Below are 21,175 nucleotides of genomic sequence, written 5' to 3'. Positions count from 1 at the left end.
CCGCCGGGATGTCGCAGATCGACCTGGACCGCGCCTGGGACCTGCACCCGCAGGTCTCGGTGCGGCCCGAACCCTTCGGGGCGCTGCTGTACCACTTCGGCACCCGCAAGCTGTCGTTCCTCAAGGACCTGACGCTGCTGGAGGTCGTGCGCGGCCTGCGGGACGCGCCCTCCGCCCGCGCCGCCTGCGCGGCGGCGGGCGTCCCCGACCCGGACCTGCCCCGCTACGGCATCGCGCTGGCGGCGCTCGTCCAGTCGTCCATGGTCGTCGAAAGGACCGCCCCATGACCATCGCGCCCGACCGGAGCCCCCGGCTGGTCGACCTGTTCGAACACGGGCTGAACTCCCCGATCTGCCTGACCTGGGAACTGACGTACGCCTGCAACCTGGCGTGCGAGCACTGCCTGTCCAGCTCCGGCCGGCGCGACCCGCGCGAGCTGTCCACCGACGAGTGCAAGGCCGTCATCGACGAGCTCCAGGCGATGCAGGTCTTCTACGTCAACATCGGCGGCGGCGAGCCGACCGTGCGGCCGGACTTCTGGGAGCTGCTGGACTACGCCACCTCCCACAGCGTGGGCGTGAAGTTCTCCACCAACGGCGTGCGCATCACCCCCGAGGCCGCCCGCCGCCTGGCCGCCAACGACTACGTCGACGTCCAGATCTCCCTCGACGGCGCCACGCCCGAGGTCAACGACGCCGTCCGCGGCCCCGGCTCCTACGACACCGCCGTCCGCGCCATGCAGAACCTGCACGACGCCGGGATGAAGAACTTCAAGCTGTCGGTCGTGTGCACCCGCCACAACATCCCGCAGATGGACGAGTTCAAGGCGATCGCCGACCGCTACGGCGCCCAGCTGCGGCTGACCCGGCTGCGCCCGTCCGGCCGCGGCGCCGACGTGTGGGACGAGCTGCACCCCCTGCCCGGCCAGCAGCGCGAGCTGTACGACTGGCTGATCGCCAACGGCGACCAGGTCCTGACCGGCGACTCCTTCTTCCACCTGTCGGCCTACGGCCAGGCCCTGCCGGGCCTGAACCTGTGCGGCGCCGGGCGCGTCGTCTGCCTGATCGACCCGGTCGGCGACGTCTACGCCTGCCCGTTCGCCATCCACGACGAGTTCCTCGCCGGGAACGTCCGCGAGCAGGGCGGCTTCGCCGGGGTGTGGCGCGGGTCGGAGCTGTTCCGCGAGCTGCGCGAGCCGCAGACGGGCGGCGCCTGCTCGTCCTGCTCCTTCTACGACACCTGCAAGGGCGGCTGCATGGCCGCGAAGTTCTTCACCGGCATCCCCCTGGACGGCCCCGACCCCGAATGCGTCCAGGGCTACGGCGAGGCGCTGCTCGCCCAGCGGCCCGAGGACCGGGCGAACATCCCCAAGCCGTCCGCCGACCACTCCCGCCGCGCGCCCCGCAAGCCGCGGCCGGTGCCCGTCACCCTCAGCACCCGCCGTCCCGAGCGCCCTCCGGTGAGCGCCTGCGCCGAGGACCCCCTGGCCGGGCTGAGCCTTTCCTGACCCTCCTTCCCGAAGAGAGCCCCATGAGCAACACCTGGTTCGAGACCGTCGCCGAGGCCCAGCGGCGGGCCAAGAAGCGGCTGCCCGGCATGGTCTACGGCGCGCTGGTCGCCGGGTCCGAGCGCGGGCGCACCATCAGCGACAACACCAAGGCGTTCGCCGACCTGGGTTTCGCGCCGAAGGTCGTCGGCCACCACGCCGAACGCGACCTGGCCACCACGATCATGGGGGTGGAGTCGTCGTTCCCCGTCATGATCTCCCCCACCGGGGTGCAGGCCGTGGACCCCGAGGGCGAGGTCGCGGTGGCCCGCGCCGCCGCGAACCGGGGCGTGATCATGGGGCTCAGCTCGTTCGCGAGCCGGTCGGTGGAGGACGTCTGCGCCGCCAACCCCAACGTCTTCTACCAGATGTACTGGACGGGCACCCGCGAGGCGATGTCCCAGCGCATGGAGCGGGCGAAGAAGGCCGGTGCCAAGGCCCTCATCGCCACCCTGGACTGGTCGTTCTCCAACGGCCGCGACTGGGGCAGCCCCGCCATCCCCGAGCGGGTCGACCTCAAGACGATGGTGAAGCTGGCCCCCAAGGTCGTCAACCGGCCGGGGTGGCTGTGGCGGTTCGGCAAGACCGGCAAGATCCCGGACCTGACCGCGCCCAACCTCCAGCCGCCCGGCGGCGAGGCCCCCACGTTCTTCGGCGCCTACTACGAGTGGATGCAGACCCCTCCCCCCACCTGGGAGGACGTCAAGTGGCTGCGTGAGGAGTGGGGCGGGCCCTTCATGCTCAAGGGCGTCACCCGCGTCGACGACGCCAGGCGTGCCGCCGACCTCGGCGTCACCGCGCTGTCGGTGTCCAACCACGGCGGCAACAACCTCGACACCACGCCCGCCACCATCCGCCTCCTGCCCGCCATCGCCGAGGCCGTCGGCGACCAGGTGGAGGTGCTGCTGGACGGCGGCGTCCGGCGCGGCGGCGACGTCGCCAAGGCCCTGGCCATGGGCGCCCGCGCCGTCCTCATCGGCCGCGCCTACCTGTGGGGCCTGGCCGCCAACGGGCAGGCCGGCGTGGAGAACGTGCTGGACATCATGCGCGGCGGCCTCGACTCGGCCGTCCTCGGCCTCGGCCACTCCAGCGTGCACGACCTCTCCCCCGCGGACCTCTACATCCCGCGCGACTTCCAGGTCACCCTGGGCGGCGGGGACGTCGAAGACGCGCCGGCGGGCTGAGGTGACACGACCCGGGGGGACCGAGGAGGGCGCCGTGCGGCTGGCGGAGACCGCCTGGCCGTCGGTGCCGGTGGGCGGCCTGGTGCTCGTGCCGGTCGGCTCGACCGAGCAGCACGGGCCCCACCTGCCGCTCTCCACCGACACCGTGATCGCGCGCGCCGTCGCCGAACGGGTGGCCGCCGCCCTCGTTCCGGAGGCGTCCGGGCCGGTGCTGGTGGCGCCCGCCGTCGAGTACGGGGCCAGCGGTGAGCACGGCGGTTTCCCCGGGACGATCTCCATCGGGCACGAGGCGCTGCACGTGCTCCTGCTCGAGATGGTGCGCTCGCTCACCCCGTGGGCCTGGCGGGTGGTCCTCGTCAACGGGCACGGCGGGAACGTGCGCGCGCTCGGCTCCGCCGTCGGGCAGCTGCGCGGCGAGGGCCACGACACCGGCTGGCTGTCCTGCGAGGCTCCGGGGGGCGACGCCCATGCCGGGTTCACCGAGACCTCGGTGATGCTGCACCTGGCGCCCGAGCTGGTGCGCGTGGACGCGGCCGTTCCCGGTGACACCCGGCCGCTCGCCACGCTCATGCCGGAGCTGGTCGCCCGGGGCGTGCGCGGCGTCTCCCCTTCGGGCGTGCTCGGTGATCCGTCCGGGGCCACCGCGGAGCGGGGGCGCGAACTCGTCGAGGCGATGGTCGCGGACGCCGTCCGCCGGATCGCCGCGAACCGGGCCGACACCCGCGGCCGCCTCCTGCGGCCCGTGGAGCATCCGTGACACGGTCCTTCGCGCTGCCGCAGGGCTTCCCCGTGGCGCTGGACTCCCGGACGTCCTTCTGGGGCGACGGGCTCGTGGCCACGGGCGGCGCGCCCTGGAAGGTCGTGCGGCTCAAGGAGGCGGCCAGGCCGCACCTCCGGGAGTGGCGGCGTGCGGGAGGCGAGGGCGTGGCCGTCTCGTCCGCCATGGAGCGGGCACTGGGGCGGCAGCTGCTCGATCTCGGCTTCGCGCATCCGGTCCCGTCGCCCAGGCCCGGTCCGCACGAGGTGACGGTCGTCGTCCCCGCGTTCGGGAGGACGGACGAGCTGGAGCGCTGCCTGACGGCCGTCAAGGGCGTGCCGGTGATCGTCGTGGACGACGGTTCGCCCGACCCCGAGCCGATGCGGCGCGTGGCGGAGGCCTACGGCGTGCGGCTGGAGCGGCATGCGGTCAACCGGGGTCCCGCCGCCGCGCGCAACACGGGGCTGCGGCTGGCGCGGACGCCGTTCGTCGCGTTCGTGGACTCCGACTGCCGCCCGGAGGAGGGGTGGCTGGACCTGCTCCTGCCGCACTTCGACGATCCCAAGGTGGCGGCTGTGGCGCCCCGGATCGTCCCGGACGGCGGGGGTCGGGGAGCCATGGCGCGGTACGAGGCCGCACGGTCGGCTCTCGACATGGGGACGCGGCCCGCGCTGGTCCGTCCGGGGGCGAAGCTGGGATTCGTGCCCACCGCGACCCTGGTCGTGCGCAGGGAGGCCGTGGCGGACCTTCCCTTCGACGAGGGGATGCGGCTCGGCGAGGACGTCGACTTCGTCTGGCGGCTCGCCGACCGGGGCCTGAACGTGCGCTACCAGCCGGAGGCCCGCGTCGCCCACACGCCGCGGCTCGCCCTCCTGGCCTGGGCGCGGCGCCGCCACGAGTACGGGACGTCGGCCGCCGCACTGGCCGAGCGCCATCCCGGACGGCTGGCCCCGGCTCACCTGTCGGGCTGGAACCTGCTCACGCTGGGCTGCCTGGCCCTCGGCCGCCCGCTGCCCGCCGCCGCCTCGGCCGCCCTCACCGCGGTGCTGCTCGACCGGAGCCTGGCCGGCATGCCGGGGAGCCGGACGCTCAGCGCGTCTGTCGTCGGCAAGGGCGTCGTCGCCGACGCCGCCGCCCTCGGCCACGCGCTGCGCCGCGAGTGGTGGCCGCTGGGCCTGGTGTGCCTGGCGGCCGGCGGCCGCAGCCGCCTCGCCAGGGGCGCGGCCGCCGCCATGCTCGCCCCGGTCGCCCTGGAGTGGTGCCGGCGGCCCGCGCTCGATCCCGTCCGCTACACGGCGCTGCGGCTCGCCGAGGACGTCGCCTACGGCTCGGGGGTCGCCGCCTCCGCCCTGCGGCACCGCTCCCTCCGGCCGCTGCTGCCCTCCGTCCGGCTCCCCCGGCCGGGCAGGCGGGGCTGAGCCGCGCACCGGAGGACCCGCGGGTCCGGGGAGCCTCCTCCACGACGGCTCCCCGGACCCCCGCGCGTCAGGCGCTCTTGGAGTGGTGGAACAGGTCCCCCTTCTGGAAGACCTCCTCGATCCCGCCCGTCTCGGAGGTGGCGACGGCGGCGAGGGCCTGGGCCTTGAAGGCGCGGGCGGCGGCGCTCAGGCGGTGGCGGAGGGTCCCGGAAACGGCGGGGGCAGTCCGGTGGCCGCCGCAGATCCGCACCTCGCAACCGCCTTCCTCCAGCGCCTTCAGGAGGCGGCCGCGCACGCGCGGGTCGGCGTCGCACAGCCCCGCGTCCACGGCGATGACCTGCGGGCGGATGCCGTTGAAGCGGCAGGCCAGCGCGATGTCCAGGTCGAGGGAGCGGGCGCCGAGGATGCGCAGGGAACGGGGGTCCCCGCCGTCTGCGGTGAGGACGACGACGTCCCAGCCCGCCGTCACCCGGTCGAACATCAGGCCTCCGGCGGAGCGCACCGCCTCGGCCTTGCTCGTGGCGGCCACCGCCAGCCGGGGCCTCAGGGGGGCGGTGAGGGTCGGGCGAGCCGGCTCGCGAGTGACCGGGTGTACTCCCTGAACATCTCGGCCAGCGGAATCGAAGGGTCGAGTAGCCATGTTGCCTCTATCCCGTTCAGAAAGGCGACGATCTCCCCGGCCTTGGCGACCGGGTCCAGGTCCGTGCGGTACCGGCCCGCGCGCTGCCCCCGCCGAATGCACTCGGCGGTGAGCTCGAGCGAGAGCTGGTGCCGCTTGAGGAAGCGCTCGTGCAGCGGTGAGCCAGGGTCGAGGTTCTCCATCCGGAGCACCGCGAACGTACCGACCAGCTCGGGCGCCTCGCGGAACCGCTCGGCCACCCTCTCCAGCTGCTCGATGACGTCGCCCGACAGGTCGACACTGGCGTCGTCGTAGGCGTCCCGGGCGTCCAGCACCGCGTGGAGCAGCTGCTCCTTGGACTCGAAGTGGTGCAGCAGGCCGGCGGGGGTGACTCCGGCCTCCCGGGCGATCTGCCCGAGCGTCGTGTTGCGCCACCCGTTGCGGGTCAGCAGGCGCTGTGCGACCGCCAGAATCCGCTGCCTCCGGTCCTCCCCCTTCGCCAGGAGGGTCGCGTACGGCCGCTGGTCCGCCAGTGGATCGTTCACGTCGGCCTCCTCCCAGAACTGACCGAACACACATTAAGTCGGTTCTCCCCGCCGTGACAAGCGTCACATATTCGTAATTTCCCACTTACTGGAGAACCGCCGGGAAAAGAAGGGGCCTCCCGGTCGTCATCCGACCGGGAGGCCCGCTCCGCGCCCTGCTCGCAACGCGGGTCTCACCAGCCCAGACGCCCCTTGCCCGAGACCAGCGACCTGGCGATGACCAGGCGCTGCACGTCGTTGGTCCCCTCGCCGATGGCCATCAGCGGCGCGTCGCGGTACAGGCGCTCGACGACGAACTCCGACGAGTAGCCGTAACCGCCGTGGATGCGCATCGACTCCAGCGAGCACTTGATCGCGACCTCGGAGGCGTACATCTTGGCCATGCCCGCCTCCATGTCCACCCGGCCGCCGGAGGCGTCGGACCTGGCCGCGGCCCAGTACGTCAGCAGCCGCGCCGCCTGGATCTCGGTGGCCATGTCGGCGATCTTCAGCTGGATCGCCTGGAAGTCCGAGATCGGCTTGCCGAAGGCCTCCCGCTCCCGCGAGTAGCCCAGCGCGGCGTCATAGGCGGCCTGCGCGACGCCGACCGCGCGGGCCGCGATGTTGATCCGGCCGATCTCCAGCCCGCCCAGCACCTGCTGGAGGCCGCGGCCTTCCTCGCCGCCCAGGAGGTTCTCCACCGGCACCCGCACCTTGTCCAGGACGAGCTCGCTGCTCTCCGGCCCCTTGTAGCCCATCTTGGGCAGGTCCCGGGTGACCGTGAAGCCCGGCGAGGAGGTGTCCACCAGCAGCACCGACATCGCCTCGTGCCCGCCGTCCGCCCTCCCGGTCTTGACCAGGACGGGGAACATGCCGGCGACCCGCGCGTTGGTGATCCAGGTCTTGCTGCCCGACACCACGTAGTGGTCGCCGTCCCGGACCGCCGTCGTCCTGATGCCCTGCAGGTCGGTGCCCGCGCCCGGCTCGGTCAGGCAGATGCCCGAACGCACCTCGCCGGTCGCCATCCGGGGCAGCCACCGCTCCTTCTGCTCCGGGGTGCCGTTGCGCGCCACCAGCCAGCAGGCCACGGAGTGCGGCCCGAACAGGCCGGCCGCGCCCAGCCAGGCGCGGGCGATCTCCTCGAACGCCAGCGCGTAGGAGACGCGGTCGGCGGCGAGCCCCCCGTACTCCTCGGGAACGTTCAGGCCGTACAGCCCGAACTCCTTGAAGCTCTCGACGATCTCCGTCGGGTACCGCCCGGTCCGCTCCCACTCGGGCGCGACCGGCATGATCTCCTTCTCGGCGAAGTCCCTGAGCGTCTGCCGGAACAGCCGCTGCTCTTCACTCAGCTCGAAATCCACCGCGGATCACCTTCCCGTCCATACCGGCGGCCTGCGTTCGGCGAACGCCCGCGCGCCCTCCATCGCGTCGGCGCTCTTGAAGACCTCGTCGACCTCGGCGGGGGTGCACCACCGCTGCTCGCGCATCAGCTTCTTGGTCATGGCGACGCCGAGCGGACCGTTCTGCGCGATCCGCTCGGCCAGCCCCATGGCCTCGGCCGGCACCCGGTCGGCCGGGACCACCCGGTTCACCAGGCCCAGCTCCAGGGCCCGCTCCGCGGTGACCGGATCGCCGGTCAGCCCCATCTCCAGCGCCGCCGCCATCGGCACGCGGGCGGAGAGCGCGGTGCCGCCCCCCGCCGCGAACAGGCCGCGTTTGACCTCGGCGATGCCCAGCTTCGCCCCCTCGGCCGCGACGACCAGGTCGCAGGCGAGCATCAGCTCGAAGCCGCCGCCCAGCGCCGAGCCGTTCAGCGCCGCGACGACCGGGGTGGCGACGCTGCGGTGGTAGAACCACACCAGCGCCTTGATGCTCCCCCCGGCCGCGAACGCCTTCAGGTCGAGCCCCGAGCAGAAGACCGTCCCCGAGCCCGTCAGGACGATCGCCCGCACCTCGGTGTCGGCCTCGGCGGCGCGCAGCACCGCCGAGAGCTCCTCCATCAGCTCGGGATTGAGCGCGTTGCGCACCTCGGGCCGGTTCAGGGTCACGACCAGCACGTTGCCGACCTGTTCGGTCAGCACGAGATCACTCACTTACCGGCCCCCGTGGCGGCACGGGCCCGCTGCCGGAAACCTTCGAGCTTCTCCTCGGGTGCGATGATGCGGTGGCTGCGCGACTTGATGGACACGTCGTGGTCGGCCGAGGCCGCCCGCAGCGCGCCCACCGTCGCCTGCTCGCGCGGGACGTGCGCGAACGGGTCGAAGGAGTACCAGCGCATCGCGTTCTCGTGGGTCATCTTGTCGATGTCCTCGTCCGGGACGTCATAGCGCTCCAGGACCTCGTGCAGCTCCTCGGGGGCGCCGGGCCACATCGAGTCGCTGTGCGGGTAGTCGGCCTCCCAGCAGATGTTGTCGATCCCGATGTCGTGCCGCAGCCGCACGCCCAGCGGGTCGGAGATGAAGCAGGTCAGGAAGTGCTCGCGGAACACCTCGCTGGGCAGCCTGCCGCCGAAGTCCTGCAGCGTCCAGGTCGCGTGCATCTCGAACGTGCGGTCCACCCGCTCCAGGAAGTAGGGGATCCAGCCCGTGCCGCCCTCGGACAGGGCGATCTTGATGGACGGGAACTCCTTGATGACCCGCGACCACAGCAGGTCGGCCGCGGCCGAGACGATGTTCATCGGCTGCAGCGTGATCATCACGTCCGGCGGGCAGTCCACCGCCGGGATCGTGAGCCGGCCCGACGAGCCGATGTGCACGTTGAGGACCGTGCCCGTGTCGGTCAGGGCGCGCCACAGCGGGTCCCAGTGCTCGCTGTGGAAGCTCGGGTAGCCCAGGGCGGCCGGGTTCTCGGTGAAGGTCAGCGAACGGCAGCCCTTCTCCGCCACCCGCCGGACCTCCTGGGCGCACAGCTCGGCGTCCCAGATCGCCGGCAGGGCCATCGGGATGAACCGGCCGGGGTAGGCGCCGCACCACTCGTCGATGTGCCAGTCGTTGTAGGCGCGGACCAGGGCGAGGGAGAAGTCCACGTCCTCGGTGGCGAACAGGCGGGCGGCGAAGCCGGGGAAGGACGGGAAGTTCATCGACGCCAGGATCCCTCCGGCGTTCATGTCCTTCACGCGCTCGTGCACGTCGTAGCAGCCGGGCCGGATCTCGTCCAGGCCCTGCGGCTCCAGGCCGTACTCCTCCTTGGGGCGGCCCGCCACCGCGTTCAGCGCCGCGTTGGGGATGACGGTGTCGCGGAACTGCCAGACGTCGGTGCCGTCCTCGCGGTGCACCAGGCGCGGGGCGTCGTCCTTGTACTTGGCCGGCAGGTGGTTCACGAACATGTCCGGCGGCTCGATGATGTGGTCGTCGACGCTGATCAAGATCATGTCTTCTTTGCGCATGACGTCTCCCTGTCAGTCCGAGGCGGGCAGCGGTTTGGCCGCCTTGATGGTCATCGGAACTCCGTCGCAGCTGAGCTCCCCCGCTCCGGAGGAGGTGCAGAGCACTTCGATCGTCTCGTCGGCGTTCACGTAGCGCTTGCCTATGAGCGTTGCGGCGTCCCCTCCGGCGGAGGGGGCGGCGGACGGCGCGGAGGCGGCGGGGACCATCGGGTTCCCGCCGCAGCCGAGCTCCGCGCCCCCGCCCGCGGGGGCTCGCACGACGACCACCCGCGTGGTGCAGGCGGTGCTGGCGAGTTGCTCCCCCGCGCGCAGGGTCGGTGGTGTCATTGCAGTTTCTCCTTTTCCGGCAGGCGGTCGGCCAGGACCGACAGGTCGTAGGACTGGCGGGCCATCCAGAACCGCAGGAACCCCGTCAGCGAGTAGCGCAGGAACAGCGCCGAACCGACCACGGACGCGCACACCCCGGCCAGGCCGAGTGCCAGGGCGTCGCGCTGGGCCAGCGGGTCGGTGGTGCCGTGGGACATGAAGTAGGCGGCCGCCCCGAGCACCGGCCCGACCGCCATCAGGACCGCGCCCAGGCGCAGCCACAACGCGGACCGCCCGGCGGCCGGATCGGCGATCTTCAGCTCCGCCAGTTCGCGGACGAAGCGGTCCGCACGCGTCTCGGTCGAGGTCATCGTGCACTCCCCAGGTAAAGGTCGGAAAGCTCGGCGCGCAACCCCGCGTCGGGGTCGCCCCGCCGTTCGACGCGGCCGCGCACCAGGACCGCGGCGTGGTCGGCGATGTCGAGGACGGCGGCCGCGAACTGCTCGACGACCAGGACCGCCACGCCCTGCCGGGCGATCTCGGCGACCTGCTCGTACAGTTCGGCCACGACCAGCGGCGCCAGACCCATGGACAGCTCGTCCAGCAGCAGCACGGCCGGGTCGGTGGCCAGGCCGCGGGCGAGGGCGAGCATCTGCTGCTCGCCCCCGGACATGGTCCCGGCGGCCTGCGAGGCGCGCTCGGCCAGGACGGGGAACCGCGCGAACGCGATCTCCTCGATCTCCTCGCGGCCGCGTCCGGTGAAGGTCATCATCAGGAGGTTGTCGCGGACGGACAGGTTGGGGAAGACGCCGCGGCCCTCGGGGATCAGGCAGACGCCCGCCCGTGCCAGATCGCGGGGGTTCGCCCCGGACACGTCCCGGCCGCCCAGCAGCAGCCGGCCCGAGTCGGCCGGGTGCACGCCCGCGGCGACCTTCAGCGTCGTCGTCTTGCCCGCCCCGTTGGGGCCGAGCAGCGCCACCACCTGACCGGCGGAGACGCTCAGGTCCACGCCGTGCAGGGCGGTGATGCCGCCGTACGAGGCGCGCACCCCGCGCAGTTCGAGAAGGGCGCTCATGACTCCTCCACCGGTGACTCGCCCAGATAGGCGGCCAGGACCGCCCTGTCCCGCCGGACCTCCTCCGGCGGACCGGAGGCGATGATCCTGCCGAGGTCGAGCACGTGCAGCCGGTCGCACACGCTCATGACCAGGCCCATGTCGTGCTCGACGAGGACGACGGTGGTGCCGTCGTCGGCCAGCGAGCGCAGCAGGGCCGCGAACCGCTCGGTCTCCTCGCCGTCCTGCCCGGCCGCGGGCTCGTCCAGCAGGAGGAGCTTGGGCCGGACCGCCATCGCCCGGCCGACCTCCACCAGGCGGGCGGCCCCGGTGGACAGCTCGTCGGCGCAGGTGTCGGCGACGTGGTGCAGGCCGATCCGGTCGAGGATCCCCGTCACGGCGTGCCCGGCCAGCCGCCGGTCGGGGCCCATCTCGGCGGCGACGAGCAGGTTGTCGCGCACGGTCAGCCGGCCGAAGAGCTCCAGCCGCTGGAACGTGCGCGCCAGCCCGCGCCTGGCCCGGCGGGCGGGCCCCATCCGGGTGACGTCCCTGCCGTCGAGCACCACCCGTCCGGAGGAGGGCCTGCGCAGCCCGGACACCACGTCGAACAGGGTGCTCTTGCCCGCTCCGTTGGGCCCGATCAGGCCGGTGACCTGGCCGGGCTCGGCGTCCAGGGCGACCCCGTCCAAAGCCCGGTGGCCGCCGAAGACGACCGTCACGTCGCTAACCTCCAGCGATCCCACGGGACAACACCTCCTCGTCCTCCTTGCGCCAGGGGCGCCGCACGCCCCACCACTCGACCGGGACCTCCGGTTCGGTGGCCGTCGCCTCCTTCGCCTGCGCCCAGGTGCGCAGTGCCAGCGCCAGGACCGCCGTGCCGAGGAGGAGGACGGCGTTGCCGACGACGTCGCCGATCCGCAGCAGCCAGAGCACCGCGAACCCGCCGAGCAGGGCCGACAGCGCGACGCGGCTGCGGGCCAGCGGCTCCCAGCTGTGCCGCATCCCCGGCACGATGCCCTCGGGGTGCCGGGCGAAGCCCAGCCCCGCCAGGGCGGGCAGCAACTGGACGATGTTGTGCGTCCAGGGGGCCACCGCGTTCAGCAGGTGGATCGGGCCCAGGTAGGCGGTGCCGACGAACAGGCCGTTGCCCACCGCCCCGAGGCCGCCGATCACCGCGATCAGGAAGATCGGGAGGCCCGCCACGAAGTTGAACTGCTCGGCGGTCACCGACTGCAGCTGCATCCCGTACAGCGCACCGCCGACCCCCGCGATCCCGGCGCTCAGCGCGAACACCAGGACCCGGGCGGCCAGCAGGCTGCCGCCGAGCGTCGCGTAGGCCGCCTCGCTGTCGCGCAGCGCGATCAGCCTGCGCCCGAACCTGCTCAGCCGCAGCGCCGCCACCCCGAGGGAGCCCAGGGCGAGGCAGAGCGCGGAGAACACCATCAGCTCGGCCGGCTCCTCCAGCCGGAACCCGAAGAAGTCAGGCCCCGCCATCTCCACCGAGCTCTGGTTGAACACCGCGATCCGCACGCCGAACAGCTCGAACGACGGCAGGGTGAAGATCCACCGGTCGAGGACGACGGCGAAGGCCGCGGTCGCCAGCGCCAGGTAGACCCCGGACAGGCGCAGCGCCGGCACCGCGATCAGCGCGCCGACCAGCGCGGAGACCGCGAACGCGGCGACCAGCGCCCACGGCTGCCCGTCCGGGGCCAGCTGGCCCCAGACGACCGCGCCGACGCCCGCGATGCTCAGCTGGCACAACGAGATCTGGCCCGCGAACCCCGACAGCGGCACGAACGACAACGCCACCACGCCGAGCGCGAACATCGGCCCGTAGGAGATGGCGTCGACCTCGTCCAGCACCGTGGCCAGCACCACCGCGAACAGGACGATCACCCCGGCGAAGACGACGCTGCCGCGCATGGTCGGCGTCGGGACGGGGCGCAGCCTGCGGTCCCGGCCGCGCAGCCGCCCGTGCGGGAACAGCAGCAGGGCCAGGAACAGCAGCAGCGCGGGCGCGGCGAGCCGCAGTCCCGGCAGGTACTGGTTCTGCGGCAGGTAACCGGTCAGGTAACTCTCCAGGCAGCCGACGACGACCGCGCCGAGGAAGGTCAGCGGCAGGCTGCGCAGCCGGCCGAAGATCGCGGCGGTGTAGGCGCTGACGATCAGCAGGGAGAGCTGGGCGGCGTCCAGGGCGACGGTCGGCGCGATGAGGATGCCGCCGATCGCCGCGAGCTGGGTGCCCAGGACCCACGCGACGCGGTTGGCCCTGACCGGGTCGGCGCCGGTGAGCCCGACCAGGGCCCGGTCGTCGACGGTCGCCCGCATCTCCGCCCCGATGCGGGTGCGGTTGAGCAGGAACCACAGGGCCAGCGCGACCAGCACCGCGACGATCATGGTCAGCGCCTGGTGCCAGGTGACCGTCACCGGGCCCAGGTGGAGGGGTTCGCGCTCGGTGAAGAAAGTGGTCAGCGGCCGGGGGAGATTGGGGTCCCAGATCCAGCGGGCGGCGGCGATGAGGCCGCTCAGCAGGGCGACCGTCATCACCAGCCGTTCGGCCTCGCCCAGGTTCTGGACCGGCCGCAGCACCACCTTCTCGACCAGCAGCCCGAAGGCCGGGGCGAGGACGAGGAGCACCGCGGCCAGCGCCAGCGGAACCGGCCATCCCCACCCGACGGAGAGCTGCCAGTAGGCGAATGCCGACAGCATGCCCGCCGCCCCGTGCGCGAAGTTGAACACGCCGGTCGTGGTGTAGGTGAGCACCAGCCCGCTGCCGACGATCGCGTAGATGGCTGCGGTGCTCAGTCCTACGACCCCGAAGATGAGGAACTGTTCCATTACTTGAAGTCGCTCATGGTCTTGCCGACGTCGGCGAGGGTCATGGGCTTGCCGTAGTCGCCCTTGAACTTGTAGGCGGGGGCGTCACAGCGGTAGGCGCCGGTGTCCGGCTTGAAGTCCGCGGGCTTCCATCCCTCGGGTGTCGCCTGCACGATGTTGAAGCACTTGGCGGGTGCGTCCGGCTGCGACAGGTCGAGCGGGGCCTGCAGGCCGCCTCCCGTCCACGCGGTCTCCTTCTGCGCCGCCTCGTAGACGCACTTGCGGGTGAGGTCGTCACCGCAGCTCGCGGCCGACTTGGCGAACAGCGTCCAGGCCGTGAAGGCGCGCACCACCTGCAGGGTCACCGGCTTGTCCGGCGCGTACTTCTTGAACAGGTCGACGACCTGCTGGGTCGCCGGATTGTTCGCCGCGTCCTCCAGCGGGTGGACGCCGCCGAGGTCGGCCAGGTTGTTCTGCCCGGCGATGGCCGGGCCCGCGAGCTGCAGGAACGCCGGCCCGTAGGCGTTGCTGTTGGCGTCGATCCAGTCGAGCTTGTAGTCGATGCTGGTCAGGACCTGCTCGAGCTTGGAGAGGCTGTTGAAGTCGCCGAGGAAGACCAGGCCCTTGACGCCCTTGCTCTTGATGGCCTGGGCGTAGGGGGTCCAGTCCGAGACGCCCTGGGCCGGGTACAGCTCACTGTAGGACAGCGTCCCGCCGGCCGCCTGGATCATCTCCTTGGTCTGGCCCTCGAGGGCCTTGGTGACCGGGGAGTCGCCGGAGATCAGGCCGACGTTCTTCGCCGAGCCCGGGTAGCCCTCCTTCAGCAGCCAGGTGTAGTAGCCGGCGTACGGGCTGTAGAACGCGCCGCCGGCGACCGTCTCGATCTGCAGGTCCGAGCCGGTGTTCTGCATCTGGCTCGCCTGGGCGGGGAAGGCCGGCAGCAGGCAGGACAACCGGTCCTTGACGCCCAGGCCGTCCAGCCCGGAACCGCCGCCGACGATGAAGAAGTCCTCGCGGCAGGACTCGATCATCCGCTGGCGGACCTCCATGAACTTGGCGTCCCTGGTGTTGGCGACGAGCTTGCGGCCGTTGATGCCGCCGGCCTCGTTGCACCATTTGGTGAACACCTCGGCGGCGTCCACGAACTCCGTCTTCTTGGTGAAGCCGACGTCGGTGAAGACACCGAGCTTGATCTCCGCGTCGACGCCCTGGGCGGACTTGCTCTTGGCGTCACCGGCCTGGCACAGGTTCTTCAGGTCGCCGAAGTCGCCCGAGACGGCCTGTGTCGCGCTGCCGTCCGTCGTCTCCTCGGTACCGGAGCCATCGCGGCCGCACCCGGCGGCCAGAAGCGCGACCGCCGCGAGGACGGCCACGCTGTTCTTCAGTTTCATTGGGGGGGTCCTCCTCAGTCCTGTCCCCCGACCGGTTGGGCATCCGTGCTCGCCGCCGTCGTGAGCTGGGGTTTTCCCGCTCACCTGGCCCGGTTGGCGTCCTGTACTCGGTGAGAGGAAACTAGCTTCTCGTCAGCCGAGAATCAACCATTCACCTGAAGGAAAAGCGATGACCACCCGGCGATCGGCCGGCGGCGTTGACGGAACCCCCCTCCTCATGAAAACCTTCGACTCATAAATGAGAATGACATTCTCTTGAGTGAGAAGGGGGCCGTATGAGCAGGCGGTACCTAGGTGAGGGGAGCGCGTGATGCGGGTGCCTCCGCTGCCCGGCGACCTGTGGGGCGAGAAGGAGAACGCAGCGCTCCGGGGACTGCTGCCCCGCGACCGCCGCAACCCGGAGGGTGCGGGCGTCGCCCTGAGCACGCTGATCCGCCACCCCGACCTGACCGAGGCCTTCCTCGGCTTCAACGTGTACCTCCTGTTCCGCTCCACGCTGCCGCCCCGCCTGCGCGAGCTGGCGATCCTGCGGGTCGCCAGGCGTTGCGACTGCGCCTACGAGTGGACCCACCACGCGCAGATGGCCGTCCAGCAGATGGGCATGACCGAGGCCGAGGTCGAGGCGGCCGGCGAGGGCAGGGCCGACGGCGTGCTCGAGCAGGCCGTCCTGCGCGCCGTCGACGAGCTCGGTGACACCTCCGGCCTGTCCGACGCCACCTGGGAGGTGCTCAGCGAGCACTTCGACGAGCGCCAGCGGATGGACCTGGTCTTCACGATCGGCGCCTACACGATGCTCGCCGCGGCCTTCAACGCCTTCGGCGTCCGGCCCGAGGACGAGCCCCTCGAACACGAGACCTTCGAACACGAGACCTTCGGCACCCAGCCGGAACACGAAAGGTAGACCCGTGCCCCATTTCGCAAAGCCTCCGGCGGGTAGCTGGACCGAGCAGTACCCCGAGCTCGGCACCGCCCCCGTCGACTACACCGACTCCATCGACCCGGCCCACTACGAGGCCGAGCGCGAGGCCATCTTCAAGAGGACCTGGCTGAACGTCGGGCGGGTGGAGCTGCTGCCCAAGACGGGCAGCTACTTCACCAAGGAACTCCCCGTCGCGGACACCTCCCTGATCCTGGTGCGCGGCAAGGACAAGGTCATCCGCGCCTTCCACAACGTCTGCCGCCACCGCGGCAACAAGCTGGTGTGGAACGACTACCCCAAGGAGGAGGTCAAGGGCACCTGCAGGCAGTTCACCTGCAAGTACCACGCCTGGCGCTACGACCTCGAGGGCAAGCTCACCTTCGTCCAGCAGGAGGGCGAGTTCTTCGACCTCGACAAGGCCGACTACGGGCTGAAGGACGTGCGCTGCGAGGTCTGGGAGGGCTTCATCTTCGTCAACCTCGACCCGGACGCCGCTCCTTTGAAGGAGTACCTGGGCGAGATGGCCGAGGGGCTGGAGGGCTACCCCTTCCACGAGATGACCGAGGTCTACACCTACAAGTCCGAGATCGGCAGCAACTGGAAGCTGTTCATCGACGCGTTCACGGAGTTCTACCACGCGCCGGTGCTGCACCAGAAGCAGGCGGTGAAGGAGGAAGCCGACAAGCTCATGGGCTACGGCTTCGAGGCCCTGCACTACCAGCTGTTCGGCCAGCACTCCATGATCTCCTCCTGGGGCGGCATGGCTCCGCCGAAGGACCCGAACATGGTCAAGCCCATCGAGCGGGTGCTGCGCAGCGGACTCTTCGGCCCGTGGGACCGGCCCGACGTCCCGGGCCTGGCGCCGGAGGAGCTCCCGCCCGCCATCAACCCCTCGCGGCACAGGTCCTGGGGCACGGACTCCTTCGAGTTCTTCCCCAACTTCACCCTGCTGTTCTGGGCTCCGGGCTGGTACCTGACCTACCACTACTGGCCCACCGCCGTGGACAGGCACATCTTCGAGGCCAACCTCTACTTCGTGCCCCCGAAGAACGCCCGCGAGCGCCTCGCCCAGGAGCTGGCCGCGGTGACGTTCAAGGAGTACGCGCTCCAGGACGCCAACACCCTGGAGGCCACCCAGACCATGGTCAACTCCCGGGCGGTCACCGAATTCCCCCTGTGCGACCAGGAACTCCTCCTGCGCCACCTCCACCACACCGCCGCCGAGTACGTCGAGAAGCACAAGGAGCGCACCAATGCCGCTGCCCACTGAGTTCGCCGCCCTCGAGCCCTACCTGGAGTGGGACCTGGCCACCGAGGCCGAGCGCTACGCCAGGCGCCTGGCCTCCTCCATGGCGGAGATGCAGGCCTTCTACGACGTCGCCTTCCCGCTGCTGGAGGACGCCATCGCCTACTGCGACAAGTTCCCGATCGACGACCTGCCCGACGACGCCAGGACGCTCATGCACCTGATGCAGTCGCTCGTCATGGTCTCCTTCCCCATCGAGGTCTGGAAGCAGGCCCGCGTCCCCGACAGCGGCGCCGCCCAGATCGACCTCCTCGTCGAGCCCGTGATCTGACGATGCTGACGCTCAAGGCGGCCGGACTGCTCGACCTCGACACGGGGGAGATCGTCCGGCCGGGCATCCTGCGCATCGAGGGAGACCGGATCGCCGGGGTCGGCGGCGCGCCGCAAGGCGAGATCATCGACCTGGGCGACCTGATCCTGCTGCCCGGGCTGATGGACATGGAGGTCAACCTGCTGATGGGCGGGCGCGGCGAGACCGCCGCGTACTCGCCCGTCCAGGACGACCCGGCGCTGCGCATGCTGCGTGCGGTGGGCAACGCCCGCCGCACGCTGCGGGCCGGCTTCACCACCGTCCGCAACCTCGGCCTGTTCGTGAAGACCGGCGGCTACCTGCTGGACGTCGCCCTCGCCAAGGCGATCGACTCCGGCTGGATCGACGGGCCCCGCGTCATCCCGGCCGGGCACGCCATCACCCCGACGGGCGGCCACCTCGACCCGACCATGTTCGCGGCGTTCGCGCCCGGCGTCCTCCCGCTGACGCTGGAGGAGGGCATCGCCAACGGCGTCGACGAGGTCCGCAAGGCCGTCCGGTACCAGATCAAGCACGGCGCGCAGCTGATCAAGGTGTGCTGCTCGGGCGGCGTCATGTCGCACACCGGGCTGCCCGGCGCGCAGCACTACTCCGACGAGGAGCTGCGCGCGATCGTGGACGAGGCGCACCGGCGCGGCCTGAAGGTCGCGGCGCACACCCACGGCGCCGACGCGGTGAAGTCAGCCGTGCGGGCGGGCATCGACTGCATCGAGCACGGCTTCCTCATCGACGACGAGACCATCGAGCTGATGCTCGAGCGCGGGACGTGGCTGGTGCCGACCACCTTCCTGGCCGACGGCATGGACGTCTCCAAGGCGGCGCCCGAGCTCAAGGCCAAGGCGGCCGAGATGTTCCCGCGCGCCCGCGAGTCGGTGCGCAAGGCCATCGAGGCCGGGGTGAAGATCGCGGTCGGCACCGACGCCCCGGCCATCCCGCACGGCAAGAACGCCAGCGAGCTGGTCGCGCTGACCACCCGCGGCATGTCCCCGCTGGAGGTGCTGCGCGCGGCGACCGTCCGGGCCGCCGAGCTGATCAGCGTCACCGACCGGGGCCGGCTCGCCGAAGGCCTGCTCGCCGACGTCATCGGCGTCCCCGGCGACCCCCTCCAGGACATCACCGTCACGCAGAACGTGCGGTTCGTTATGAAAGGTGGGAAGGTCTTTGACCGCTGAACGACGCACCGACGACCTCGTGGAGATCCAGCAGCTGCTGGCCAAGTACGCGGTGACCATCACCCAGGGCGACATCGTGGGGCTGGTCTCGGTCTTCACCCCCGACGGCACCTACAGCGCCTTCGGCGACACCTATCCTCTGGACGAGTTCCCCGAGCTGGTCGAAGCCGCGCCCAAGGGCCTGTTCATGACGGGCACCCCGCTCGTGGTGTTCGCCGAGGACGGCGAGAACGCGACCGGCACCCAGCCGCTGTGCTTCGTGGACCAGACCAACCACCACATGCGCATCGGCTACTACAGCGACACCTATGTGCGCACCGCCGACGGCTGGCGGCTGCGGACGCGGGCCATGACGTTCCTGCGGCGCAGCGGCGCCCACGACTCGGGGATCCCGCACGCCCACAAGCGCGCGGACGCATGAGCCTCCATGGACGTCGCTGAATTCCGGGCGAGCGTGCAGGAGTGGCTCGCCGAGAACGATCTGACCCCCGGGCCCGACCACTCGCTGGACGGACAGGTCGCCCAACTGGCGCGGGTGCGGCGCGCCCTGTACGACGCGGGCTGGATGCGTTACGGCTGGCCCGCCGAGGTGGGCGGGCTCGGGGGTCCCGCGGTGCTGCGGGCGGTGCTCGGCGAGGAGGTCGCCACCCGCGACCTCGCCGAGCCCGGCATCTACTCGATGATCGAGGTCCTGGCCCCCACGATGATCTCCTACGCCCGTCCCGAATTGGCGGCGGAGATGGTCCCGCGGCTGCTCAGCGGGCGGGAGCAGTGGTGCCAGGGCTTCTCCGAGCCCGGCTCCGGCAGTGACCTGGCGTCCCTGAGCACCCGGGCGACGCCCCGCCCGGACGGCTCCTGGACGGTCAGCGGGCAGAAGGTCTGGACGAGCCTCGCCCAGTACGCGCAGCGCTGCGTCCTGCTCACCCGCACCGCGCCGGGCCACGACGGGATCACCGCGTTCTTCGTCGACATGGACACCCCCGGCATCACCGTCCGGCCCCTGCGCACCATGCACGGTGTGGACGAGTTCGCCGAGGTGTTCTTCGACGACGTGGTGGTGCCCGCCGACCGCATGCTCGGAAACCCCGGTGACGGCTGGCGGCTGGCGATGGACCTGCTCCCCCACGAGCGCTCCACCTGCTTCTGGCACCGGATCGCCTACCTGTTCGCGCGCCTCGACCAGCTGATCGACGAGACCCGCGTCCCCGATGACGCCGCGCTCGGCTCGGCCTACCTGGCCCTGCACACCGCCCGCTGCCGCTCCCACGTGACCCAGCGGCGGCTGGCCGAAGGAGCACGGCTCGGCCCGGAGACGTCGGTCGACAAGGTGCTGCTGGCCACCGCCGAGCAGCAGCTGTTCGACACCGCGCGGGACCTGCTGCCGGGCGTGCTGGAGCTCACCGACTCGCCGTGGCGCCCGGAGTACCTGTACTCGCGGGCGGCGACCATCTACGGCGGCACGGCCGAGATCCAGCGCAACATCATCGCCCGCCGCCTCCTCGACCTGGGAAAGGAGTGACAGCGTGGCCGAAGTGATGGACGCCGAAGAGCGGGAGCTGCTCGCCGAGGCGCTGCGCAGGACCATGACGACGACCGCGCACGGTCGGGACCTCGACAAGGCCCTGGTCGAGCTGGGCTGGCCCGACCTGCTCGCCGAGGCCCCGGACGTCGCGGTCCCGCTGGTCTTCGAGCTGCTCGGCGAGACCGGGGCGCACGCACCCGTCCTCAACGACGTGCTGCTCCAGGCCGCCGGAAATCTCCTCGGGGGGACTCTTCCCCTCCCCTACGCGGGCGGCTCCCTGGTGGTGTGGGAACGCGACGGGCAGGGCGAAGCGAACACGCTGGACGCGGACCTGCCGCTGCGCGCCGTCTCCTCCGGAGACATCCCGGAAGGTGCGGCGCTGGCGGCGGGGCGGCGTGCCCTCGGCTGGTGGCTGACGGGCACCGGGCGGGCCATGCTCGCCCTGGCCCGTTCGCACGCGCTGGACCGCGCCCAGTTCGGCCGGCCGATCGCCTCTTTCCAGGCGGTACGGCACCGGCTCGCCGAGACCCTCGTCGCTCTGGAAGGCGCCGAGGCGGTGCTGCTGGCGGCCGAGGACGATCTGGGGTCGCTGCTGGCCAAGGCGGCGGCGGGGCAGGCGGCGCTGACCGCGGCCCGGCACTGCCAGCAGGTCCTGGGCGGGATCGGCTTCACCGCCGAGCACGACCTGCACCGGCACGTCCGGCGCGTCCTCGTCCTGGACGGCCTGCTCGGCAGCGCGCGGGAGCTGACCCGCGAGGCCGGTGCCCTCCTGCGCGAACGCGGTTCGGCGCCCCGGCTCGTCCACCTCTGACCCGGGACCCACGGAAAAGGCCAGGCTGCTCGCAGCCTGGCCTTCTTCGTGTCCGGAGCTACTTGAGCTTGGCCTTCATCTCGTCGAGCTTCACCAGGATCGGGTAGCCGCTGACGCTCAGGGCGTTGCCGTGG

23 protein-coding genes are annotated in these 21,175 nt (G+C 71.6%); 12 read left to right on the top strand and 11 right to left on the bottom strand.

The features are described from left to right. Positions 1-8 precede the first annotated feature (8 nt). The 5 genes from mftB to mftF are packed head-to-tail and all read left to right on the top strand — an operon-like array spanning position 9 to position 4,905. Positions 9-287: a mycofactocin biosynthesis chaperone MftB gene (mftB, locus tag C2865_RS20295; RefSeq protein ID WP_106400114.1), complete on the top strand. Its 279-nt coding sequence runs from the start codon at positions 9-11 to the stop codon at positions 285-287. Continuing rightward, positions 284-1,507: a mycofactocin radical SAM maturase gene (gene mftC, locus C2865_RS20290; protein WP_106400113.1), complete on the top strand. Its 1,224-nt coding sequence runs from the start codon at positions 284-286 to the stop codon at positions 1,505-1,507. Before mftB ends, mftC begins: the two co-directional genes overlap by 4 nt. 23 nt (positions 1,508-1,530) lie before the next feature. Beyond that, positions 1,531-2,730, top strand: a complete 1,200-nt coding sequence (gene mftD, locus C2865_RS20285) for a pre-mycofactocin synthase MftD (RefSeq protein WP_106400112.1) — start codon at positions 1,531-1,533, stop codon at positions 2,728-2,730. Positions 2,731-2,764: 34 nt separating this feature from the next. After that, positions 2,765-3,487 carry a mycofactocin biosynthesis peptidyl-dipeptidase MftE gene (gene mftE / locus C2865_RS20280; protein ID WP_106400111.1) on the top strand — a complete coding sequence of 241 codons (723 nt, stop codon included), beginning with the start codon at positions 2,765-2,767 and terminating at the stop codon, positions 3,485-3,487. Next, the gene (gene mftF / locus C2865_RS20275) at positions 3,484-4,905 is read left to right on the top strand and encodes a mycofactocin biosynthesis glycosyltransferase MftF (protein WP_106400110.1); all 1,422 of its coding nucleotides are present in this window, start codon (positions 3,484-3,486) and stop codon (positions 4,903-4,905) included. The genes mftE and mftF overlap by 4 nt, the downstream gene beginning before the upstream one ends. 67 nt (positions 4,906-4,972) lie before the next feature. On the opposite strand, the gene C2865_RS20270 is transcribed toward mftF, so the two are convergent. The 11 genes from C2865_RS20270 to C2865_RS20220 all read right to left on the bottom strand — a co-directional run bounded on the left by C2865_RS20270 (position 4,973) and on the right by C2865_RS20220 (position 15,001). Then, positions 4,973-5,434 (bottom strand): hypothetical protein, encoded by a 462-nt coding sequence (locus tag C2865_RS20270; protein ID WP_106400109.1) that lies wholly within the window; start codon positions 5,432-5,434, stop codon positions 4,973-4,975. Between the two features lie 14 nt (positions 5,435-5,448). Further along, positions 5,449-6,069: a TetR/AcrR family transcriptional regulator gene (locus C2865_RS20265; RefSeq protein WP_198653469.1), complete on the bottom strand. Its 621-nt coding sequence runs from the start codon at positions 6,067-6,069 to the stop codon at positions 5,449-5,451. A 173-nt stretch (positions 6,070-6,242) separates the two neighbouring features. Beyond that, on the bottom strand, positions 6,243-7,409 hold the full coding sequence (locus C2865_RS20260; protein WP_106400108.1) for an acyl-CoA dehydrogenase family protein: 1,167 nt from the start codon (positions 7,407-7,409) through the stop codon (positions 6,243-6,245). A gap of 6 nt (positions 7,410-7,415) precedes the next feature. Beyond that, positions 7,416-8,141 carry an enoyl-CoA hydratase-related protein gene (locus tag C2865_RS20255; RefSeq protein ID WP_106400107.1) on the bottom strand — a complete coding sequence of 242 codons (726 nt, stop codon included), beginning with the start codon at positions 8,139-8,141 and terminating at the stop codon, positions 7,416-7,418. Beyond that, positions 8,138-9,433 carry an amidohydrolase family protein gene (locus C2865_RS20250; RefSeq protein WP_106400106.1) on the bottom strand — a complete coding sequence of 432 codons (1,296 nt, stop codon included), beginning with the start codon at positions 9,431-9,433 and terminating at the stop codon, positions 8,138-8,140. Before C2865_RS20250 ends, C2865_RS20255 begins: the two co-directional genes overlap by 4 nt. A gap of 12 nt (positions 9,434-9,445) precedes the next feature. Beyond that, on the bottom strand, positions 9,446-9,760 hold the full coding sequence (locus tag C2865_RS20245) for a hypothetical protein (protein ID WP_106400105.1): 315 nt from the start codon (positions 9,758-9,760) through the stop codon (positions 9,446-9,448). Continuing rightward, the gene (locus C2865_RS20240) at positions 9,757-10,110 is read right to left on the bottom strand and encodes a hypothetical protein (protein WP_106400104.1); all 354 of its coding nucleotides are present in this window, start codon (positions 10,108-10,110) and stop codon (positions 9,757-9,759) included. The genes C2865_RS20245 and C2865_RS20240 overlap by 4 nt, the downstream gene beginning before the upstream one ends. Continuing rightward, a complete protein-coding gene (locus C2865_RS20235) occupies positions 10,107-10,814 on the bottom strand; it encodes an ABC transporter ATP-binding protein (RefSeq protein ID WP_106400103.1) in 708 nt (235 codons plus the stop codon). Before C2865_RS20235 ends, C2865_RS20240 begins: the two co-directional genes overlap by 4 nt. Further along, a complete protein-coding gene (locus C2865_RS20230; RefSeq protein WP_232835727.1) occupies positions 10,811-11,512 on the bottom strand; it encodes an ABC transporter ATP-binding protein in 702 nt (233 codons plus the stop codon). Before C2865_RS20230 ends, C2865_RS20235 begins: the two co-directional genes overlap by 4 nt. Before the next feature lie 4 nt (positions 11,513-11,516). Further along, entirely contained in the window at positions 11,517-13,631 is a 2,115-nt protein-coding gene (locus C2865_RS20225) for a branched-chain amino acid ABC transporter permease (protein ID WP_106400101.1), read from the bottom strand. Then, complete coding sequence (locus tag C2865_RS20220) at positions 13,631-15,001, bottom strand: ABC transporter substrate-binding protein (protein WP_106400100.1); 1,371 nt, start codon at positions 14,999-15,001, stop codon at positions 13,631-13,633. The genes C2865_RS20225 and C2865_RS20220 overlap by 1 nt, the downstream gene beginning before the upstream one ends. Positions 15,002-15,311: 310 nt before the next feature. Between C2865_RS20220 and C2865_RS20215 the strand changes: the two genes are divergently transcribed. Genes C2865_RS20215 through C2865_RS20185 form a run of 7 tightly spaced genes read left to right on the top strand, consistent with a single transcriptional unit; the run spans position 15,312 to position 21,041 of the window. Further along, positions 15,312-15,902 (top strand): carboxymuconolactone decarboxylase family protein, encoded by a 591-nt coding sequence (locus tag C2865_RS20215; protein ID WP_106400099.1) that lies wholly within the window; start codon positions 15,312-15,314, stop codon positions 15,900-15,902. A gap of 4 nt (positions 15,903-15,906) precedes the next feature. Then, a complete protein-coding gene (locus C2865_RS20210) occupies positions 15,907-17,190 on the top strand; it encodes an aromatic ring-hydroxylating oxygenase subunit alpha (protein WP_106400098.1) in 1,284 nt (427 codons plus the stop codon). Beyond that, complete coding sequence (locus C2865_RS20205; protein WP_106400097.1) at positions 17,174-17,497, top strand: hypothetical protein; 324 nt, start codon at positions 17,174-17,176, stop codon at positions 17,495-17,497. The genes C2865_RS20210 and C2865_RS20205 overlap by 17 nt, the downstream gene beginning before the upstream one ends. A 2-nt stretch (positions 17,498-17,499) precedes the next feature. Continuing rightward, the gene (locus tag C2865_RS20200) at positions 17,500-18,708 is read left to right on the top strand and encodes a metal-dependent hydrolase family protein (protein WP_106400096.1); all 1,209 of its coding nucleotides are present in this window, start codon (positions 17,500-17,502) and stop codon (positions 18,706-18,708) included. Then, the gene (locus C2865_RS20195; RefSeq protein WP_198653468.1) at positions 18,698-19,129 is read left to right on the top strand and encodes a nuclear transport factor 2 family protein; all 432 of its coding nucleotides are present in this window, start codon (positions 18,698-18,700) and stop codon (positions 19,127-19,129) included. Before C2865_RS20200 ends, C2865_RS20195 begins: the two co-directional genes overlap by 11 nt. Before the next feature lie 6 nt (positions 19,130-19,135). Next, positions 19,136-20,227, top strand: a complete 1,092-nt coding sequence (locus C2865_RS20190) for an acyl-CoA dehydrogenase family protein (protein ID WP_106400094.1) — start codon at positions 19,136-19,138, stop codon at positions 20,225-20,227. 4 nt (positions 20,228-20,231) lie between these two features. Next, a complete protein-coding gene (locus C2865_RS20185; RefSeq protein WP_198653467.1) occupies positions 20,232-21,041 on the top strand; it encodes an acyl-CoA dehydrogenase family protein in 810 nt (269 codons plus the stop codon). Positions 21,042-21,175 lie beyond the last annotated feature (134 nt).

The organism is Actinocorallia populi, assembly GCF_002995495.1.
Lineage (GTDB): Bacteria > Actinomycetota > Actinomycetes > Streptosporangiales > Streptosporangiaceae > Actinocorallia > Actinocorallia populi.
Note: the sequence above shows the minus strand (reverse complement) of the source record. Positions and strands in the feature narration are given on the sequence as shown.

Coding starts and splice junctions, on each gene's coding strand:
- mftB (WP_106400114.1), top strand. CDS start 9: ATGTCGCAGATCGACCTGGACCGCGCCTGGGACCTGCACCCGCAGGTC.
- mftC (WP_106400113.1), top strand. CDS start 284: ATGACCATCGCGCCCGACCGGAGCCCCCGGCTGGTCGACCTGTTCGAA.
- mftD (WP_106400112.1), top strand. CDS start 1,531: ATGAGCAACACCTGGTTCGAGACCGTCGCCGAGGCCCAGCGGCGGGCC.
- C2865_RS20250 (WP_106400106.1), bottom strand. CDS start 9,433: ATGCGCAAAGAAGACATGATCTTGATCAGCGTCGACGACCACATCATC.
- C2865_RS20245 (WP_106400105.1), bottom strand. CDS start 9,760: ATGACACCACCGACCCTGCGCGCGGGGGAGCAACTCGCCAGCACCGCC.
- C2865_RS20240 (WP_106400104.1), bottom strand. CDS start 10,110: ATGACCTCGACCGAGACGCGTGCGGACCGCTTCGTCCGCGAACTGGCG.
- C2865_RS20235 (WP_106400103.1), bottom strand. CDS start 10,814: ATGAGCGCCCTTCTCGAACTGCGCGGGGTGCGCGCCTCGTACGGCGGC.
- C2865_RS20225 (WP_106400101.1), bottom strand. CDS start 13,631: ATGGAACAGTTCCTCATCTTCGGGGTCGTAGGACTGAGCACCGCAGCC.
- C2865_RS20220 (WP_106400100.1), bottom strand. CDS start 15,001: ATGAAACTGAAGAACAGCGTGGCCGTCCTCGCGGCGGTCGCGCTTCTG.
- C2865_RS20215 (WP_106400099.1), top strand. CDS start 15,312: ATGCGGGTGCCTCCGCTGCCCGGCGACCTGTGGGGCGAGAAGGAGAAC.
- C2865_RS20205 (WP_106400097.1), top strand. CDS start 17,174: ATGCCGCTGCCCACTGAGTTCGCCGCCCTCGAGCCCTACCTGGAGTGG.
- C2865_RS20200 (WP_106400096.1), top strand. CDS start 17,500: ATGCTGACGCTCAAGGCGGCCGGACTGCTCGACCTCGACACGGGGGAG.
- C2865_RS20190 (WP_106400094.1), top strand. CDS start 19,136: ATGGACGTCGCTGAATTCCGGGCGAGCGTGCAGGAGTGGCTCGCCGAG.